General features: G+C 29.4%; 18 protein-coding genes. 15 read left to right on the top strand and 3 right to left on the bottom strand.

Annotated features, from left to right (window positions below):
* Window positions 1–41 precede the first annotated feature (41 nt).
* From NSA58_RS05125 to NSA58_RS05055, 15 genes are all read left to right on the top strand, one after another.
* The gene (locus NSA58_RS05125) at window positions 42–1,817 is read left to right on the top strand and encodes a BglG family transcription antiterminator (RefSeq protein ID WP_079764881.1); all 1,776 of its coding nucleotides are present in this window, start codon (window positions 42–44) and stop codon (window positions 1,815–1,817) included.
* A 149-nt stretch (window positions 1,818–1,966) separates the two neighbouring features.
* Entirely contained in the window at window positions 1,967–2,884 is a 918-nt protein-coding gene (pfkB, locus tag NSA58_RS05120) for a 1-phosphofructokinase (RefSeq protein WP_039678616.1), read from the top strand.
* Between the two features lie 3 nt (window positions 2,885–2,887).
* Complete coding sequence (locus tag NSA58_RS05115) at window positions 2,888–4,843, top strand: PTS fructose transporter subunit IIABC (RefSeq protein ID WP_257560219.1); 1,956 nt, start codon at window positions 2,888–2,890, stop codon at window positions 4,841–4,843.
* Window positions 4,844–5,258: 415 nt separating this feature from the next.
* Entirely contained in the window at window positions 5,259–5,966 is a 708-nt protein-coding gene (locus tag NSA58_RS05110; protein WP_039678614.1) for a GntR family transcriptional regulator, read from the top strand.
* 212 nt (window positions 5,967–6,178) lie between these two features.
* Window positions 6,179–6,490, top strand: coding sequence for a PTS sugar transporter subunit IIB (locus NSA58_RS05105; protein WP_139045110.1), 312 nt, complete (start codon window positions 6,179–6,181; stop codon window positions 6,488–6,490).
* Between the two features lie 25 nt (window positions 6,491–6,515).
* Window positions 6,516–7,832, top strand: a complete 1,317-nt coding sequence (locus tag NSA58_RS05100) for a PTS sugar transporter subunit IIC (protein ID WP_039678613.1) — start codon at window positions 6,516–6,518, stop codon at window positions 7,830–7,832.
* A gap of 89 nt (window positions 7,833–7,921) precedes the next feature.
* Window positions 7,922–9,232, top strand: a complete 1,311-nt coding sequence (locus NSA58_RS05095; RefSeq protein WP_039678612.1) for a 6-phospho-beta-glucosidase — start codon at window positions 7,922–7,924, stop codon at window positions 9,230–9,232.
* 8 nt (window positions 9,233–9,240) lie between these two features.
* On the top strand, window positions 9,241–9,966 hold the full coding sequence (gene chbG, locus NSA58_RS05090; protein ID WP_039678611.1) for a chitin disaccharide deacetylase: 726 nt from the start codon (window positions 9,241–9,243) through the stop codon (window positions 9,964–9,966).
* A gap of 11 nt (window positions 9,967–9,977) precedes the next feature.
* A complete protein-coding gene (locus tag NSA58_RS05085) occupies window positions 9,978–10,295 on the top strand; it encodes a PTS lactose/cellobiose transporter subunit IIA (RefSeq protein WP_039678610.1) in 318 nt (105 codons plus the stop codon).
* 389 nt (window positions 10,296–10,684) lie between these two features.
* On the top strand, window positions 10,685–11,380 hold the full coding sequence (locus tag NSA58_RS05080) for an N-acetylmannosamine-6-phosphate 2-epimerase (RefSeq protein WP_039678609.1): 696 nt from the start codon (window positions 10,685–10,687) through the stop codon (window positions 11,378–11,380).
* Between the two features lie 63 nt (window positions 11,381–11,443).
* The gene (locus NSA58_RS05075; RefSeq protein ID WP_257560220.1) at window positions 11,444–12,328 is read left to right on the top strand and encodes an N-acetylneuraminate lyase; all 885 of its coding nucleotides are present in this window, start codon (window positions 11,444–11,446) and stop codon (window positions 12,326–12,328) included.
* A gap of 115 nt (window positions 12,329–12,443) precedes the next feature.
* Window positions 12,444–13,937 carry a sodium:solute symporter gene (locus NSA58_RS05070; RefSeq protein ID WP_039678608.1) on the top strand — a complete coding sequence of 498 codons (1,494 nt, stop codon included), beginning with the start codon at window positions 12,444–12,446 and terminating at the stop codon, window positions 13,935–13,937.
* 12 nt (window positions 13,938–13,949) lie between these two features.
* The gene (locus NSA58_RS05065) at window positions 13,950–14,405 is read left to right on the top strand and encodes a YhcH/YjgK/YiaL family protein (RefSeq protein ID WP_039678607.1); all 456 of its coding nucleotides are present in this window, start codon (window positions 13,950–13,952) and stop codon (window positions 14,403–14,405) included.
* 68 nt (window positions 14,406–14,473) lie between these two features.
* Window positions 14,474–15,364, top strand: a complete 891-nt coding sequence (locus tag NSA58_RS05060; protein ID WP_039678606.1) for an ROK family protein — start codon at window positions 14,474–14,476, stop codon at window positions 15,362–15,364.
* 34 nt (window positions 15,365–15,398) lie between these two features.
* Complete coding sequence (locus tag NSA58_RS05055) at window positions 15,399–16,217, top strand: MurR/RpiR family transcriptional regulator (protein WP_039678605.1); 819 nt, start codon at window positions 15,399–15,401, stop codon at window positions 16,215–16,217.
* Between the two features lie 184 nt (window positions 16,218–16,401).
* Here the strand turns inward: NSA58_RS05055 and nagB are convergent, their stop codons facing one another.
* From nagB to NSA58_RS05040, 3 genes are read right to left on the bottom strand one after another with little or no spacing between them, the layout of a single operon-like run.
* Complete coding sequence (gene nagB / locus NSA58_RS05050) at window positions 16,402–17,172, bottom strand: glucosamine-6-phosphate deaminase (protein ID WP_039678604.1); 771 nt, start codon at window positions 17,170–17,172, stop codon at window positions 16,402–16,404.
* A gap of 30 nt (window positions 17,173–17,202) precedes the next feature.
* Window positions 17,203–18,342 (bottom strand): N-acetylglucosamine-6-phosphate deacetylase, encoded by a 1,140-nt coding sequence (gene nagA / locus NSA58_RS05045; protein ID WP_039678603.1) that lies wholly within the window; start codon window positions 18,340–18,342, stop codon window positions 17,203–17,205.
* Between the two features lie 16 nt (window positions 18,343–18,358).
* Window positions 18,359–19,096, bottom strand: coding sequence for a GntR family transcriptional regulator (locus NSA58_RS05040; protein ID WP_039678602.1), 738 nt, complete (start codon window positions 19,094–19,096; stop codon window positions 18,359–18,361).
* Window positions 19,097–19,162: the final 66 nt, after the last annotated feature.

Raw genomic sequence — 19,162 nt, 5'->3', positions numbered from 1 at the left:
CGATCTAATCTATATAAGATATGAGCAAAAGAGGAATGAGTATGAATAATTTAAGTACAAGGGCCTTGGCAATAATAGAAATATTGAAAAAATTAAATCATCCTGTAAGTAGTTTAGCTTTAAGCGAGGAAGTTGGCTGTTCTACAAAAACTATCCAAAGTGAAATTAAAGATATTAATAAACAATTAAAGGATACAAAAATAGTTTCTATTAGGGGAGTAGGTTACAAACTAGAAGGAAAAATTGATATAAATGAATGTAGCAATAATCATATAGGGAACATAGATAGAATTGAGTTTATAATTAAAACAATGCTTAATTTAAACTTACAAGAAGAAAAAAGTATCAAGTTGGAAGAGTTAGCAGATGCCATGTTTATAAGTGTTTCTTCTGTAAAAAATGATCTAAAAGAAGTAAAAGAAATTTTAAGTAGGTATAATATAAATATTGTATCTAAACATAAACATGGTATAGGTGTAGATGCCAATGAAGAAGAAATTGTAAGGGGTATAATAGATTTATGTTCTAGAAAAGATAATGAATTAGTATTACAAGATTTTTTAAGTGAATATGTTAGCAATAAAGTTTTTAACTTGAAAAATGAAATATTAAAATATTTAAACAATGAAGATTTAATTTTAAGTGATATAGAATTTAAAAATTTATGTAGTACAATTTTTATTAAGCTAAGTCGAAGCAATTACTATAATTATGAAAATTTTATTGAAAGTTATATAAAAAGTTATAAAGTTAAGCGTGAATCCATAATGAATGATAATGTAAATAAAGAAAAGATAACTAAGGCAATTGCTTTATTTTGTAAAAATTTGAAGTTGGCCACAGCCATAGATATTAGTAAAGATGAGTTCTTTATGGAATGTTTATATAATCATATAAATAATTTAATTAAAAAAGATAAGCTGGGAATTTGTAACTATAATGTGGTAAATGATGATGTGAAAATTAAATATCCTTATGCTTATGAACTTGCCAAAATAGCTAAAAAAACAATAGAAAATGAGCTAGGTTTGAAAATTGGTGAAGATGAAGTGTCCAATATTGCTGTTCATGTGGGAGGAGCAGTGGAGAGATACTCAAGTAACAAAAAAAGAAAAGTATTTAAGGTTATTATTGTTTGTGCATCTGGAGCAGGTACTTCCATGCTAATAAATACCAAGTTACAGCAACTATTTAAAGATAGGATAGAAATAGTAAAAATTATTCCGTCTTATTTAATTGACTATATAGATTCCGCAAGTGTGGATTTCTTAATATCAACTATGCCTTTGGAGTATGACAAAATGCCTGTTATTAATGTATCGCCATTTTTAACTGAAAAAGAAATTAAAATAATAGAAAAGTTTATGGATACGGGATATGTTTATGAAGATGTTAATGTGAAAGATTTCTTTGATAGAGATTTATATTTTACAGACTTAGACTTCAAAAACAAAGACGAAGTTTTAAACTTTATGAGTGATGCATTATTAAAAAATGACATAATTGATGAAGAAATGAAAGCATCATATTTTGAAAGAGAGGAAATTGCCACAACAGAAATAGGAAATATGGTGTCAATGCCTCATGGTGCAAAAGGTAATATAAAAGAAAATAAAATAGTTGTGGGTATTTTGAAAGAACCTATAGACTGGGAGTATGGAAAAGTTAGACTTGTCATAATGTTAGCATTAAATAACGAGAAAATACTTGACTATGAACAAGTATTTTCAAGTATTTATAATAAATTAGATACAACATCAAAAGTAGTAAATATTTGTGAAAACAAATCCTATGAAAAGTTCATAAAACTGTTTTAAATATAAAAACAGACAAAGATAAATTTCTCTTTTAATTAAGAGAAATTTTTTGTCTTTTTAGAAAAATCGTTTTCATTTATTATAGTCATAGGATACAAAAGTAATTAATGAGCAAAATAATATACAGGAAAAATTAAGGAGGAGCTAAAGTGATATATACTGTAACATTAAATCCATCTATAGATTATGTTATAAACCTTGAGCATCTAAGCACAGGCAAGGTAAATAGAGTAAATGATGAGCATGTATATCCAGGAGGAAAAGGAATAAATGTTTCAAGAATATTAAAAACCTTAGGACATGATAATGTAGCTACTGGATTTGTAAGTAATTTTACAGGTGACTTTATAATAAACTCTTTAGCTGATTTAAATGTTAAGTCAGACTTTATAAAGCTGGATAATGGATTTACTAGAATAAATGTAAAAATAAAGAGTGATGAAGAAACTGAAATAAATGGTGGAGGACCACATATAAGTGACGAAAAGTTGGGGGAATTATTTGATAAACTAAGTGAACTAAAAGAAGGCGATATTTTAGTTCTTGCTGGAAGTATACCATCAACTTTAAAAGAAGACTTGTATGAAAAAATTATGGAACATGTAAAAGGAAATAATGTAAAGATTGTGGTGGATGCAACTAAAAATTTACTTTTAAATGTATTAAAATATAATCCATTTTTAATAAAACCAAATAATCATGAATTAGAAGAAATTTTCAATGTAAGACTAGAAAATGTGGAAGAGATAGCAGTCTATGGGAGAGAACTTCAGAAAATGGGAGCTAGAAATGTGCTGGTATCTATGGGTAAAGATGGAGCACTCCTTATTACAGAAAATAATGAAGTATTAATAAGTAATGTACCAAAAGGAAGTGTAATTAACTCTGTAGGTGCAGGAGATTCCATGGTGGCAGGGTTTATATCTGGTTATATAAATAGCAATTCATATGAAGAAGCTTTAAAGCTGGGTGCTGCAAGTGGAAGTGCAACAGCATTTTCATCAGATTTAGCAACAAAAGAATTTATAGATAAATTAATACAAGAAATAGAAGTTGAAAGGAGATAAAAAATGAGAATAATAGATTTAATTAGTAAAGATTCAGTAAAACTTAATTTAGTATCAAAAGATAAATTAAACGTAATAGATGAATTAGTTGACTTAGTTGATAATAGTGGAAATTTAAATGATAGTGATGAATATAAAGAAGCAATACTTGCTCGTGAAGAGCTAAGTACTACTGCTATAGGAGAAGGCGTGGCAATACCCCATGCGAAAAATAAATCAGTAAAAGATGCTTGTTTAGCAGCTGGTATATCTAAGAAAGGTATAGACTACGAGGCCTTTGACGATACTTTGTCTTATTTATTCTTTATGATAGCTGCACCAGATGGAGCCAACGATACTCATCTAGAAGTTTTATCAAGACTATCTACCATATTAATGGATGAAAGCTTTAGAAATGACTTAATAAATGCATCTTCTGTGGATGAATTTTTAAATTTAATAAATGCAAAAGAAAAAGAAAAGTTCCCAGAAGAAGAAGTAAAGGAAGTAGTTGTAGAAGACAAGAAATCTAAATTACCTACAATTCTTGCTGTTACAGCTTGTCCAACAGGAATAGCTCATACTTTTATGGCAGCAGAAAGCTTAAGTCAAAAAGCTACAAACAAAGGAGTTAGCATAAAAGTTGAAACTAATGGTTCAGCCGGTGTTAAAAATGTATTAACAAAAGAAGAAATTGAAAATGCAACATGTATAATTGTAGCAGCTGATAAGAATGTGGAAATGAATAGATTTAACGGTAAGAAAGTTATAATAACAAAAGTTGCTGATGGTATACATAAAGCAGATGAACTTATAGATAAAGCTGTTAAAGGTGACGCACCAATTTTTCATGGACTAAAAGAAAGTGATACACAAGATTCATCAAATGAAAAAGAAAGCATAGGAAGACAATTTTACAAACATCTAATGAATGGTGTATCTCACATGTTACCATTTGTTGTTGGTGGAGGAATACTTATAGCACTAGCTTTCTTATTTGATGACTACACAATAAACCCAGCAAACTTTGGTATGAATACACCTCTTGCAGCCTTCTTTAAAACAATAGGTGGGCAAGCTTTTGGATTTATGTTGCCAGTTCTTGCAGGATACATTGCAATGAGTATAGCTGATAGACCAGGTCTTGCAGTTGGTTTTGTTGGTGGTATTATAGCAAGTGCAGGATATACTTTTGGAAACCTTATGAACTATGATGCAAAAACTGCTATAAGTGCAGGATTTTTAGGTGCTTTACTTGCAGGTTTTGTTGGTGGATATTTAGTATTATTACTTAAAAAATTATTCTCTTATTTACCAGATGCTTTAGAAGGAATAAAACCAGTTTTATTATTCCCTGTGTTTGGAATACTTTTAATTGGATTAATAATGATAAGTGTAAATCCAATTGTAGGGTCTGTAAATACAGCACTTAACAATTTCTTGGCTTCAATGAGTGGAACTAGTAAAATATTACTTGGAACAATACTTGGAGCAATGATGGCAATAGATATGGGTGGACCTTTCAACAAAGCAGCATATGTATTTGGTACAGCACAACTTACAGTAGTAAATGCAGGGCTAGAACAATTTGCCATAATGGCAGCAGTTATGATAGGTGGTATGGTGCCTCCTCTTGCAATAGCACTAGCTACTACTTTCTTCAAAAATAGATTTAGTGAGAGTGAAAGAAAGTCGGGAATTGTAAACTATGTAATGGGATTATCATTTATAACAGAAGGAGCAATTCCATTTGCAGCAGCAGATCCACTTCATGTTATACCAGCTTGTGTAGTTGGTTCAGGAATAGCAGGAGCATTATCCATGGCATTTGGATGTGGACTTAGAGCTCCTCATGGAGGAATATTTGTACTTCCAACTATAATTAATTTTCCAATGTATCTTGTGGCATTAGTAGTTGGTTCAGTAGTAGGTGCAATCTTACTTGCAATTCTTAAAAAGCCATTAGATAAAGCAAAGTAAGTTTATTATTACAATAAAACTATTTAATAAATATATTATTTAAAATTAAAGTTAAAAAACACCTTTTATAAGGTGTTTTTTACATATAAGGAAATTATATTGCTCTAAAATCTATGGAAAATTCTTGAACCTAAGTAATATCAATAAATATTAAGATGCAAAAAAATAGTTTTTGAGCAGCTGACTTGCCTAAAGTGTTAACGAAGGAATCAGGCAAAGTCAATTTTTTATTTTTATGCTAATTATTTAGTGCAAAAAATTTACAAATTATTTACTTGATTTAAAATTTAGCTTAATGTAATGTATATGTATATATATTTGTTTTGATTGTATATCATTATGGGTAATTATCTTATAAGAATAAACTACTCAAAGATAAATTATTATAAAACCAATTATTAAAGGAGTGGAAAATATGGGGCAACCAATGTACAAAATAATTGAAGAGTATGTGAAGAATTTAATTGACTCAGGAAAATTAAGTCAAGGGGACTTAATACCCTCTGAAAATCAATTATGTGAAGAATTTAATGTAACTAGAATGACTGTAAGATCAGCTCTGAGTAATTTGGTCAAGGAAGGATATATTACGAGAAGAAGAGGTATAGGTAGTATCGTACTAGGTGGAAATATTTATGATAATATATCTTCGATAAGTGGATTTACAAAAGAAATGAAAAGTAAAAATAAGGAAGTATCTAATATATTAATTGACTTAAAAGTTATTGAAGCAGACGAAGAGTTGGCAAAAAACCTTAATTTAAGCTTGGGAGAAAATGTATGGGAAATATGTAGAGTTAGATTGGCAGACAAAAAGAAGGTATCTTATATGGTCACATATATGCCAGTAAAGCTTTTTCCAAACTTAACAAAGAAAGATTGTGAAGATTCATTATATAAATATATAGAAGAAGATTGTGGTTATAAAATAGCTATTGCAGAAAGAGAAGTTGAAGCCATAATATCGACAAAAGAACTGGAAGAACAATTAGACTTGAATAAGAAAGAGCCAATTTTATATATAAAACAGGTGAGTAGATTTGACAATAGTGAGGTATTTGAATATTCTCATACTTACCATTATGGATATACTTTAACTTTAAGTGCTGTTACAAAACAATAAAAAAAATAAAAAATAAAAACTTTATAATAAAAATGAAAATGTTTTCTTGAAATGTCTATACATTCGTTATATAATTAAATTAATAGAACGAATGTATAGACATTTTGTTTATTTATATATTCTATTAAGCACTATAAATAAAAGATTGAATATACAAATCTAAATTACAAAAAATTTTAATAAAGATTAATATTTTATGGAGGGATTATAAAATGATAAAAATAATGTTAGCTTGTTCAGCAGGTATGTCAACAAGTTTGTTAGTAACAAAAATGGAAGCAGCAGCAAAAGGTTCAGGTATTGAAGCAAAAATATGGGCAATATCTGAAGCAAATATTGATAAAGAGGTTCAAGATGCAGATGTGATTTTACTTGGACCACAAGTAAGATTTATGTTAAACAAGGCTACAGAAATAGCTAAATCTTATAATGTTCCAGTTGAAGTAATAAACATGATGCATTACGGAACATGTAATGGAAAAGCTGTATTAGACAGAGCAATAGAATTAATAAACTCAAAATAAAAATTATAATTAGGGGGTAAAAGTTATGGAAAAATTTATGGCTTTTATGGAGCGTTATTTAGTTCCTGTTGCAGCAAAGTTTGGAGCACAAAGGCACTTAGTAGCAATAAGAGATGGTTTTGTTGGAATTATATCAATAGCAATGATAGGAGCATTTGGAAACCTTGCTAAAAACTTGCCTTTTGAACCTTATCAAAAATTTATAACAGGTACTACGATAGGGGGACATATAGGAGCTGTAGGTGGAAACCTATGGTGGGGATCTATAGCACTGATGTCTTTATTCTTAGCAGTGTCAGTTGCATATTCTCTTGCAAAATCTTATGATGGAAATGGTTTGCAAGCAGGTATGATATCGTTATGTTCATTCCTAATATTAAGTCCACAAACAGCATTAATAGTACCAGAAGGTGCAACTGAAGCAATAGTTGGATGGGGGTTCATTCCTTGGACTTATGTTTCTACAAATGGATTATTTACAGCTATGATAGTTGCCTTAGTAACTACTGAAATATATATTAAATTATCAAATGTATCTTGGTTAACTATTAAAATGCCAGATAGTGTACCACCAGCAGTTTCAAGATCATTCGCAAAATTATTACCAAGTTTAATTGCAATGACTATAATGGCAATAATCGGAGTTTTAATATCTACTCTTTCAGACGGTAAATTTATAAATGATTTATTACAAACTTATTTATCTAAGCCTTTAACAGGTGTTGCAGATTCTCTAGGTGGAGCAATATTCGTTGCAATATTTGTTCACGTATTATGGATATTTGGTTTACATGGCGCAAACATAGCATTACCAGTTGTTGAACCTATATTAATGGACCTTGGTGGAAAAAATGCTGAGTTACTAGCAGCAGGTGCTACTGAAGGATACCATGTATTTGCAGGAGCATTCTTAGATGCCTTTGTTTATCTAGGTGGATCAGGAATGATAATAGGGTTAGTAATTGCATTATTCTTAGCAGGAAAACATCGTAAAGATATGATAGCTTTAGGAACAGCACCAGCATGTTTCAATATAAATGAGCCAATGATATTTGGAATGCCAATAGTGCTAAACCCAATGTATATGATACCTTTCGTATTAGCACCAATTGTATGTACAGTAGTAGCATATTTAGCAATTTCTTCGGGAATGGTACCACCAGTAATAATGGCTAAAATACCATGGATAACTCCACCAATATTTAGTGCTGTAATGGCTACTGGAAGTTTAAAAGGTGGAATATTAGCACTAGTTAATATAGTATTATCTGTTCTTATTTATTTACCATTTGTTATGGCAGATAAGAGATCACTAAATAAAAAGATGCAAGAAAATGTATAGTTAAAGAATAATTTAAATAAGTAAAATATAAATTGAAAAATCTGTAAGATATCTAAACATATAGATATTTAGATGGGATGGTGTATGACATGAAAAACTGTCTAAAGGTAGTGACAATCGGAGGGGGCTCAAGTTATACTCCGGAGTTAATAGAAGGTTTTATTAAAAGACATGATGAATTGTCAGTGAAAGAGTTATGGCTGGTTGATATAGAAGAAGGAAAAGAAAAATTAGAAATAGTAGGTAGTCTAGCTAAAAGAATGGTTAAAAAAGCTAATATAGATATGGAGATACATCTTACGCTAGATAGAAGAGAGGCTCTAAAAGATGCTGACTTTGTAACTACACAACTTAGAGTAGGTTTACTTGATGCTAGAATAAAAGATGAAAGCATACCACTATCTCATGGATTAATAGGTCAAGAAACAAATGGGGCAGGAGGGCTGTTCAAAGCTCTTCGTACAGTACCAGTAGTGTTTGATATAATAAAAGATATAGAAGAATTATGTCCAAATGCATGGTTAATTAATTTTACTAATCCAACGGGGATAATAAGTGAAGCAGTATTTAAATATACAAACTTTAAAAAATATATAGGTCTTTGTAATGTACCAATACATTTAAAAAATGATGTAGCCAAATTATTTGAAGTAGAATCAGATAGAATTTATATGGAATTTGGTGGACTTAATCATATGGTATATGGATTAAAAGTTTGCTTAGATGGAAAAGACGTAACAAAGGAAGCAATTGAAAGATTTATAACTACAAAAATTAGTATGGAAAATATAAAAGCTATCGATTTTAATCCAGAGTTTGTAAGAGCTTTGGGGGCAATACCTTGTCCATATCATAGATATTATTATAAGACTAAAGAAATGTTACTGGAAGAATTAGAAGAATTTAAAAAAGGAAAAGCTAGGGGACAGGTAGTTAAAGAACTAGAAGAACAGCTATTTGAACTTTATAAAGATGAGAACTTAGATATTAAACCACCACAATTAGAAAAAAGAGGTGGAGCATACTATAGTGATGCAGCATGCAATTTAATAAGTTCAATATATAATGATAAACAAGATATTCAAGTAGTAAATACTTTAAATAATGGTGCCATAAGAAACTTTAAAGATAATCAAGCTGTAGAAGTAAGTAGTATAATAACTTCCCAAGGTCCAAAACCACTTTCAATAGGATACCTTCCTGAATGTACTGATGGATTAGTAAGCCAAATTAAGAGCTTTGAATCTCTGGCAGCAAAAGCAGCTGTAACTGGGGATTACGAAACTGCATTACTGGCTCTTTGTATAAATCCACTAATACCTTCTGATGATATTGCAAAAGTAGTATTGGATGAAATGATGGAAGCTCACAAAGAATATCTACCACAATTTAATAAGTAGGTGATAAAATGACTAAACTTATAATAAATGCAGATGATTTTGGTTTATCTGAGGGCGTAAATTATGGTATAATTTCAGCATATAAATCTGGTGTAGTTAGATCTACTAGTACTATGGCAAATATGCCATGGTTTGAACATGCCATGGAACTTTTAAAAGAAAATGAAAATTTAGGTTGTGGTGTTCACATGACAATGAGTTGCTATAAGCCAGTACTTTCAAATTTAAAGACTATGGTAGATGAAAATGATTATTTTATAAGAAGAATAACTAATGAAGTAATTGAAAATATGGATTTAGATGAAATATATGAGGAGTTTTGTGCTCAAATTGAAAAGGTTAGAACTAAAACAGATATAACTCATTTGGATAGTCATCATCATGTTCATACTTTAGAAAAACTAAGACCAGTTATAGAAAGAATTTTGGAAAAATATGATTTACCAATAAGAGGTGGATTTGAGTATGATTTTAATTATTCTAAAATTATACCTTTAATAGATACTTTTTATGGTGAAAATGTAAGTTATGATTATTTTATGAAAAAAATTGATCATCTTAAATCATACGAAATAGCTGATATAATGTGTCATCCCGCTTATGTTGATGATTTTCTAATGAAAACAACATCATATTCTATGGCTAGAATTAATGAGCATAAAATATTAACTTCTAAGGACACAAAAGATTTTATACAAGATAATTTTTTACTAACAAATTATAGGGAACTGTAGGTGGAGATAATATGGATGAAAAAATGATTGAAATAACTTTTGGTATTATAGGGTTTGCGGGAGATGCTAAAGGTTTAGCTTTTGAAGCAATAGATGAAGCAAAAAAAGGGAATATAGATATAGCAAGAAAAAAACTTGAAGAATCTAAGGCAGTTATGGTAAAAGCTCACAAATTCCAAACAGAATTAATTCAAAAAGAAGCTAGTGGAGAAAAAACTAATATGAGTGTAATGTTAGTTCATTCTCAAGATCACTTAATGACAAGTATGACATTCCAACAACTAGCAGGAGAATTTGTTGACTTATACGAAAGACTAGATACAAAGTAATTTATTAAATATAAAGTAAAAAGGAATCTACTCAGAGTAGGTTTCTTTTTACTTTATAAGGAAATTATATGTTATTTGTTATGTTGATAACGTATAATTTCCAACTTTGTTATTTGAGCAACGGGCGAAGCCGTTGGTGATATGAAGTGGAGCGCTCACTCAATGGCTTAAAGTGTTTCGCCGACACGTCGCTCAAGCGAAGCGAATTTTTTACTGCAAGAAAATACATTTATTTATATAAAATAAGATAAATAAGTGTAAAAATATAATGATTCAGCATAATAATATATTTTTTAATGAAAGTACTTTCTAAAAAACGAATTTTATTGAAAATATTTTCTTTAAATTATATACTGTATTTAAGATGAAATTAGGGAAGGAGAAAGAGTATGAAGGATAACTTAGAACAATTAAAAAATAATTTAATTGTATCTTGTCAAGCATTACCACATGAACCATTACATTCTTCTTTTATTATGGGGCGCATGGCTAAGGCTGCCAAAGAAGGCGGAGCAGTTGGGATTCGTGCTAATACAAGGGAAGATATAGAAGAAATTCAAAAGAATGTTGATCTTCCTATAATAGGAATAGTAAAGAGAGATTATGAAAATTGTGAGGTGTACATAACACCTACAATGAAAGAAATAGATGAACTTATGGAAGTTAAGCCAGAGATAATAGCGATAGATGCTACATCTAACTTAAGACCATATGGAGTTACTTTAGATGAATTTTATGAAGCTATAAAAACAAAATATCCAAATCAAAAGCTAATGGCAGATTGTTCAACTGTAGAAGAAGCAATACATGCAGATGAACTTGGATTTGATTATATAGGCACTACTTTGGTTGGATATACAAAGCAAAGTCAAAATGATAGGATTGAGGAAAACGATTTTGAAATTCTTAGAGAAATAATTTCAAAGGTTTCAAATAAGGTGATTGCAGAAGGAAATATAGATACTCCACAAAAAGCTAAAAGAGTTTTAGAATTAGGTAGTTATAGTGTGGTAGTTGGTTCCATAATTACAAGACCTCAAAATATAACTAAAAAGTTTATAAATGCTATTGATGAGCTGAAATAATATGTTAATAATTTAAAAATTAAAATATAAGAAAAATATATAGATAAGGGAGATAAAATTATGATGAATAACGCAGATATGAGAGGAATATTTAGTGCACTTTTAGTTTCTTACAATGAAGATGGGAGTATAAATGAAAAAGGAGTACGTCAAATAATCAGACACAACATAGACAATATGAAAGTTGATGGTTTATATGTGGGAGGAAGTACTGGTGAAAACTTTATGCTTTCAACTGAAGAAAAGAAACAAATATTTGAAATAGCAAAAGACGAAGCAAAAAATGAAATAAAATTAATAGCTCAAGTTGGATCTATAAATGTATATGAATCAGTAGAATTAGCTAAGTTTGCTACAGAATTAGGATATGATGCTATATCAGCAGTTACACCATTCTACTATAAATTCTCATTCAATGAAATAAAGGATTACTACAACACAATAATAGATAGTGTAGATAACAGATTAATAATATACTCTATACCATTCTTAACAGGAGTTGATATGAGTGTTGAGCAATTTGGGGAATTATTTGAAAATGAAAAAATAATAGGTGTTAAATTCACAGCAGCAGATTTCTACTTATTAGAAAGACTAAGAAAAGCTTATCCAAATCATTTAATATATGCAGGATTTGATGAAATGATGTTACCTGCTACAGTACTTGGTGTAGATGGAGCTATAGGATCTACATTCAACGTAAATGGTATAAGAGCTAGACAAATATTCGATTTAGCTAAAGAAGGTAAAATAGAAGAAGCTAGAGAAATACAACATGTAACTAATGATTTAATAAGTGCTATCCTTTCAAATGGATTATATGCAACATTAAAAGAGTTATTAAAATTAAGTGGTGTAGACGCAGGATACTGTCGTAAGCCAATGGCTTTAACTACAAATGCTCAAGTAGAAGAAGCTAAAAATATATTTGATAAATATGTAAAATAAAGATAGTTATTTAATGAATAGTTAAAGCAAAGTTAAAGGAAAAGTATTAGCTAAATTTAAATAAATACTTTTCCCTAAAATATATTGATAAATACTCTTAGGGGAGGAAAATAATATGGGATTTACCACAATAGATTTTATTATACTAGTAGTATATTTAGCAGCAGTATTATTTGCAGGGCTGCATTTTTCTAAAAAAGATATGCAAGGAAAAGAGTTCTTCAAAGGTGATGGAACTATTCCTTGGTGGGTAACAAGTGTTTCAATATTCGCAACGTTACTTAGCCCAATTTCATTTTTATCACTAGCTGGTAACTCTTATGGTGGAACTTGGATATTATGGTTTGCACAATTAGGTATGCTAATAGCTATACCTATAACGATAAAGTTCTTCTTGCCGATTTATAGTAAGTTGGGAATAGATACGGCTTATCATTATTTAGAGTTAAGATTTGATAGTAAGGCTTTAAGGGTACTTGGAGCATTAATGTTTATAGTATATCAAATAGGTAGAATGTCAATCATAATGTATTTACCATCAATGGTACTTGCTAACTTAACAGGAATAAATGTGAATATATTAATAATAGTAATGGGAGTAATAGCAATAATTTATTCATATACAGGAGGGTTAAAATCTGTTTTATGGACAGATTTTATCCAAGGAAGTGTACTTTTAGTAGGAGTAACGTTTGCTCTAGTTTATTTATTAATTAGTATTGATGGTGGAGCAGGAGCAGTGTTTGAAACTTTAAAACAAGGTAAATTTATAGGCGCAGAAGAGGCTTTATTTGATCCTAATATGTTAAAAACAAGTGTATTTTTAATAGTTGTGGGGGCTGGATTTAATACTTGTTCTTCTTATATCTCAAGTCAAGATATAGTTCAGCGTTTTACAACAACTACAGATACAAAAGAATTAAATAAAATGATGTTAACAAACGGAGCTTTATCAATATTTATAGCTACAGTATTCTATTTAATAGGAACTGGTTTATATGTGTTCTATGGACAAAATCCAGCACTTGCTCAAACAGCTCAACAAGATCAAATATTTGCATCTTATATAGCTTACCAATTACCAGTTGGTATAACAGGGATATTACTTGCAGCAATTTATGCAGCATCTCAATCTACTTTATCTACTGGATTAAACTCAGTGGCAACAAGCTGGACTTTAGATATACAAGAACGTTTAAGTAAAAAAGAAATGAGTTTTGAACAACAAACTAAAATAGCTCAATATGTTTCTTTAGGGGTTGGTATAGTTGCAATAGCAGTTTCTATGATATTAGCAAATGGAGAAATAAAATCAGCTTACGAATGGTTTAATGGATTTATGGGACTAGTACTTGGAGTACTTGGTGGTACATTTGTACTTGGTGTATTTACTAAAGTTGCTAATTCAACTGGAGCTTTTGTAGCCTTTGCAGTTTCAACAATAGCAATTATATTTGTAAAATATAATATGCCAGACGTATCTATATGGTCTTACTCAATTATTACAATAGGTATATCGCTAATAGTAGGAATTCCAGTAAGTTATGTATCTAGAAAATTAAAAAATGATAATACTGTACCAAATAGAGACACAGTAATTTATGAATAATAGGAGGTAGCTATGATATTTGGAAATATAAAAAACTTAAATGAATACAACTATTTACCATCAGATATAAAAAGATGTTTTGAATATGCAGCCTCTAATGATTTGTTAAATTATGAAAAAGGCAGTCATACAATAGATGGAGATAATTTATTTGTAAATATAGTTGAATATGAAACTACTGATGTTGAAAATAGATTTTGGGAAGCTCATAGAAATTATTTAGATTTGCATCTTATGTTAGATGGAAAAGAACAAATAGATGTGAACTTTATAGAAAATATGGAAGAAAAAGAATTTGTTGAAAAAGATGACTTTTTACCTTTAGAAGGTGAGAAAAATGGTCATGTAATACTTGAAAAAGGTGATTTCTTGATTTGTTATCCTAATGATGCTCACAGAACAGCAGTAAAGATAGAAGATTCTCAAAAAATAAAAAAAGCCATATTTAAAATAATTATTGAAAAATAAGTATAAGGAGGGAGTGTAGGTTAGTTTATCTGCACTCCCTAAGTTCGTATATAGAAAGGATCGTATTTATGAAAAATTATGTATGTATAGATGTAGGAGGAACTTCCATAAAATATGGAGTTATAAGTGAAAAATTAGATTTTGTGGTTACAGCTGAAATGGATACAGAAGCCTCAAAGGGTGGACAAAATATATTAAGTAAAATGGTAGAAATAGTAAGTAACTATAAAGATAATTATAAAATAGATGGAATTTGTATTTCTACAGCTGGCATGGTTGATTGTGAAAAAGGAGAAATTATTCATGCATCATCATTAATTCCAAATTATACAGGAACAAAAATAAAAGCAACTTTAGAAGAAAAATTTAATATTCCTTGTGAAGTTGAAAATGATGTGAACTGTGCAGCTCTTGCAGAACATTTTGCAGGTGGAGCTAAGGGAAGCAAGATAAGTTTATGTTTGACAATAGGAACAGGTATAGGTGGAGCAATTATTATAAACAATGAAGTTTATCATGGAGCTTTTGGAAGTGGTGGAGAAGTGGGATATATGAACATGATGGGATCTACTTTTCAGAAACTAGGGGCTAGTAGTGTATTAGTTAAAAAGGTAGCTGAGATGAAAAATATTGATGAGAAAGATATAAATGGAAAGTATATCTTTGATAAAGCTAAAGATGGCGACCCTGACTGTATAAAGGCTATAGAGGAATTAACAGAAGTTTTGGGAGAAGGAATAGCAAATATTTGTTATATAATAAATCCAGAAGTTGTAGTTCTTGGTGGTGGTATAATGGCTCAAAGAGAGTATTTATATGATAAAATAAGAAGTAGTATGGATAAAAACTTAATACCATTTATAGGAGATAAAACAAGGTTAGAATTTGCAGTAAATGAAAACAAAGCAGGAATGCTTGGAGCATATTTTAATTTTATAAATATGCAGAAAAAAAGATAATGAAAGTATTTAAAAGGAAAAAGGGGGAGTATTAATGAAGGAATATCAAAAAAGTATAGTACCTCATATAGAATCATTATATGATAGCTTTACACCTTCAGAAAAAACTATTGCAGATTTCTTCATATATAATATGGAAGAAGTTGATATATCATCTAAAAATTTATCAAAAACACTATTTGTTTCAGAAGCATCCATATCAAGGTTTGCAAAAAAATGTGGTTTTGATGGATACAGACAATTTGCCTATGTGTATAAACAAAGTTTTAAAGAAACTACTCCTAATATAACAGCTAGTTATACAAAACAAGTTTTAGATACTTATCAAGAACTTTTAAATAAAAGCTATGCATTGATAGATGAAAAGCAAATGCAAAGAGTTGTGGAACTTATTTCAAATAAAAAGAGAATTTATACTTATGGAAGAGGAAGTTCAGGACTTGTGGCACAAGAAATGAAGTTAAGGCTTATGAGGCTTGGCGTTAATATGGAAGCAATATCAGATAGTCATATAATGAAGATGAACTCTGTTTTAATGGATGAGGATTGCGTTGTAATTGGAATAAGTGTTAGTGGAAATACTAAAGAAGTAACAAACTCTTTAAAAGAAGCTTCAAATAGAGGGGCTAGTGTAGTCTTGATAACATCCAAGCAAGATGAAGAAATGAAAACCTATTGTGATGAAATTTTATTTATTGCAGTTAAAGAGCACTTAGAAAATGGAAAAGCAATATCTCCACAGTTTCCTGTGTTAGTTATAGTTGATATTTTCTATTCTCATTTCCTTCAAAGTGATAGACTTAGAAAAGAAGAATTACACAGCAATACAATTAATGCTCTTTACAATGAATAAATATACAAAAAAATCAGTAGTCCGATGACTACTGATTTTTTTAAGCGAATTTTGAGTAAGGTCTTTTCCTGAAGCGGTAGCGAAGGTAACTCGTTTGAGTAACGGATTTATCCGAAGTGGTAACGAGGATATATCGTTGACGATATGCTTCTTAATTTTGACGACATGAGCGAAGCGAATTTTTTTATTTTACTTTTGCAAATTCACTCATTAATTCATAGTCATTTTTATTTAAAAGACTAGCAGCTTCTTTATCAAGAATTAGAATTACATCTTTATGGAACTGTAATATAGAAGACGGAACTTCTGGAGTAACTTTTCCATGAACTGTATTATAAATAGCTTCAGCTTTATTTTTTCCACTAGCTAAAAGCATTATTTTTTTACTTTTAAATATTGAACCTGTTCCCATAGTAATTGCTTTTGTTGGAACCTCATCTAAACTATTGAAAAATCTTGCATTAGCTTTTCTTGTAGACTCATCTAAAGTAACTACATGAGTTCCTTTGTTAAAGTTTATAGTTGGTTCATTAAACCCTATATGAGCATTGTTTCCTATTCCTAGAACTTGTATATCTATACCACCATTATCATCAATCATTTGATCATATAAAACACATTCTGTATCTATATCATCTGACATACCATTTGGTATATGTATATTTTCTCTATTTATATTTATATGATTAAATAAATTTTCATCCATAAAGTAATGATAACTTTGGTTATTATCTATAGGAAGTTTATAATATTCATCTAAGTTAAATGTTTTAATTTTTGAGAAGTCAATTAATCCTTCTTCATACATTTTTATTAAATTTTTATACATTCCAACTGGAGTACTTCCAGTAGCAAGACCAAGTATAGATTTTGGTTCTAAAATCATTTGACTCCCTACTATTTGTGCTGCTTTTTTACTTAATAATTCGTAGTTTTCACAAACTATTATTCTCATAATGTATCCCTCCAAAATTTTATAATATATTTATTTATCTAAATTGTTAAAAATGATTTCTCCGTTAGAAATAGTCATATAGCAATTCATTTCATCATCAAATAAAGCTATATCAGCATCTTTGTTTATATCTAAACTACCCTTTGTTTTGTCCATATTTATTGATTTAGCAGGGTTTAGTGAAGCTAAATTTATTGCTTCATTTATAGATAAATTTGTGTTTTTTATAAAATTATAAACTGCTTTATTTAAGTTTAAAACACTTCCAGCAAGGTTACCAGTAGAAAGTCTTGCTGCACCATCTTTTACAAAAACATCTTGGCCACCTAAATCATATTTTCCATCAGCCATACAGCCAGCTCTCATGCAATCTGTGATTAAGATAACTTTGTCTTTACCTTTATTATTTAATACAAATTGGTATAACTGTGGATTAACATGAATATTATCGCAAATTATCTCGCAGTAAACATCACTAGTAAGAGCAGCTCCAACGACACCTAATTCCCTATGATTTAAAGGGGTCATTGCATTAAATAAATGAGTTATATTTGATGCACCAAACTTAATAGCTAGTTTAGCCTCTTCATATGTGGCATTAGTATGAGCTATGGATAAGGTTATATCAGTTTTATCTTTTATTTCTTTTGTGAAATTAAAGTTATCATCAACTTCAGGAGCATAAGAAATTATCTTGATTACATCCACATATTCTTCTATAAAAGGAAAATTAGGTGGTTGAATAAATTTATCACTTTGGGCGCCTTTATATTTACTATTTATAAATGGACCTTCTAAATGAGCACCAAGAATTTGTGCACCATCATACTTTATATTTATAGATTTTTTTATTGTATCAAGGGCTTCATATATATCTTCTTTTGACATAGTCATCGTAGTAGGTAAAAATGAAGTGACACCGTTTGTTTTAATACCATTACCTATAGTTTTTATTGATGTTAAAGACTTATCCATAACATCACAATTGCAACTGCCATGGACATGTATATCAATAAGTCCAGGAGAAACATAGAGACCTTTAGCATCTATTATTTCTATATTTTCTTCTATTTTGTCACAAAATCCTCTGATTTTATTATCAAATAAAAGTATTTTATCTTCAATTATATTATTTTCTGTTAGTATTTTACCATTAATAATAGCTTTCATAATTCCCCCTAAATTATCAGTCTTCGTTAAGTATAATTTCGTATTGATGTTTATCTGTGATAAATAAAGAACTTGTATACTCTAAAACTTCTTCCTCATCAGTAAATACAACCCTATCAATTTTTAATGCTAGAGAATTTAAATCAACATTTAAAAGTTTTGATTGAGATTTATCTAACATAATAGGATTAATTACTTGCTTAGCTCTTTGAGTCTTATGCATATATTTTTCTCTATATAATTTATATAGGGAAATTTTATCTATAAGCTCTTTATTTAAATCTGGGCACATATATTCTGGAATATATATTTTTTCTAGTATGGTAGGATCTTCATCAATAAATCTTACTCTCTCTATTTGGAAAATAAGAGAAGAGTCATCTTTTAATTGCAAGTATTCCTTAATCACATCACTAGGTTTATCTAATTTAAATTTTAATATTTTATTTTTTACTTTAAGCTTTTTCCCCTCAGCTATTTCTGTAAAACCTTGCATTTTTTCATAAGTTAAATTTTGTTTTTTGTATGAAACGAAAGTACCTTTACCTTGTCGTCTTTCTAAGACTCCTTCATTAACTAAGTTAATGATAGCTTTATTGACAGTCATTCTACTTACATTTTGAATCTTACAAATATCTCTTTCAGACATTAAATAATGTCCTTCTTGTAATTCATTATTATTAATCATATCTTTTATTATTTCTATAAGTTGAAGGTAAAGAGGTATCTGTGAATTTTTATCTATCAATTTCATTGTATTTCTCCTCTATGGTATATACCTATTGGTATATACCAATTTTATAATTAAATTATATATTAA

Source organism: Terrisporobacter muris, assembly GCF_024621905.1.
Taxonomy (GTDB): Bacteria; Bacillota; Clostridia; order Peptostreptococcales; family Peptostreptococcaceae; genus Terrisporobacter; species Terrisporobacter muris.
Note: the sequence above shows the minus strand (reverse complement) of the source record. Positions and strands in the feature narration are given on the sequence as shown.

Bases quoted from the DNA above. Each gene is read 5' to 3' on its own strand.
- NSA58_RS05070 (WP_039678608.1), top strand. From the start codon at position 12,444: ATGGGATTTACCACAATAGATTTTATTATACTAGTAGTATATTTAGCA.
- NSA58_RS05105 (WP_139045110.1), top strand. From the start codon at position 6,179: ATGATAAAAATAATGTTAGCTTGTTCAGCAGGTATGTCAACAAGTTTG.
- NSA58_RS05115 (WP_257560219.1), top strand. From the start codon at position 2,888: ATGAGAATAATAGATTTAATTAGTAAAGATTCAGTAAAACTTAATTTA.
- nagA (WP_039678603.1), bottom strand. From the start codon at position 18,342: ATGAAAGCTATTATTAATGGTAAAATACTAACAGAAAATAATATAATT.
- NSA58_RS05110 (WP_039678614.1), top strand. From the start codon at position 5,259: ATGGGGCAACCAATGTACAAAATAATTGAAGAGTATGTGAAGAATTTA.
- NSA58_RS05080 (WP_039678609.1), top strand. From the start codon at position 10,685: ATGAAGGATAACTTAGAACAATTAAAAAATAATTTAATTGTATCTTGT.
- NSA58_RS05100 (WP_039678613.1), top strand. From the start codon at position 6,516: ATGGAAAAATTTATGGCTTTTATGGAGCGTTATTTAGTTCCTGTTGCA.
- NSA58_RS05040 (WP_039678602.1), bottom strand. From the start codon at position 19,096: ATGAAATTGATAGATAAAAATTCACAGATACCTCTTTACCTTCAACTT.
- NSA58_RS05125 (WP_079764881.1), top strand. From the start codon at position 42: ATGAATAATTTAAGTACAAGGGCCTTGGCAATAATAGAAATATTGAAA.
- NSA58_RS05085 (WP_039678610.1), top strand. From the start codon at position 9,978: ATGGATGAAAAAATGATTGAAATAACTTTTGGTATTATAGGGTTTGCG.
- nagB (WP_039678604.1), bottom strand. From the start codon at position 17,172: ATGAGAATAATAGTTTGTGAAAACTACGAATTATTAAGTAAAAAAGCA.
- chbG (WP_039678611.1), top strand. From the start codon at position 9,241: ATGACTAAACTTATAATAAATGCAGATGATTTTGGTTTATCTGAGGGC.
- NSA58_RS05065 (WP_039678607.1), top strand. From the start codon at position 13,950: ATGATATTTGGAAATATAAAAAACTTAAATGAATACAACTATTTACCA.
- NSA58_RS05075 (WP_257560220.1), top strand. From the start codon at position 11,444: ATGAATAACGCAGATATGAGAGGAATATTTAGTGCACTTTTAGTTTCT.
- NSA58_RS05095 (WP_039678612.1), top strand. From the start codon at position 7,922: ATGAAAAACTGTCTAAAGGTAGTGACAATCGGAGGGGGCTCAAGTTAT.
- NSA58_RS05060 (WP_039678606.1), top strand. From the start codon at position 14,474: ATGAAAAATTATGTATGTATAGATGTAGGAGGAACTTCCATAAAATAT.
- NSA58_RS05055 (WP_039678605.1), top strand. From the start codon at position 15,399: ATGAAGGAATATCAAAAAAGTATAGTACCTCATATAGAATCATTATAT.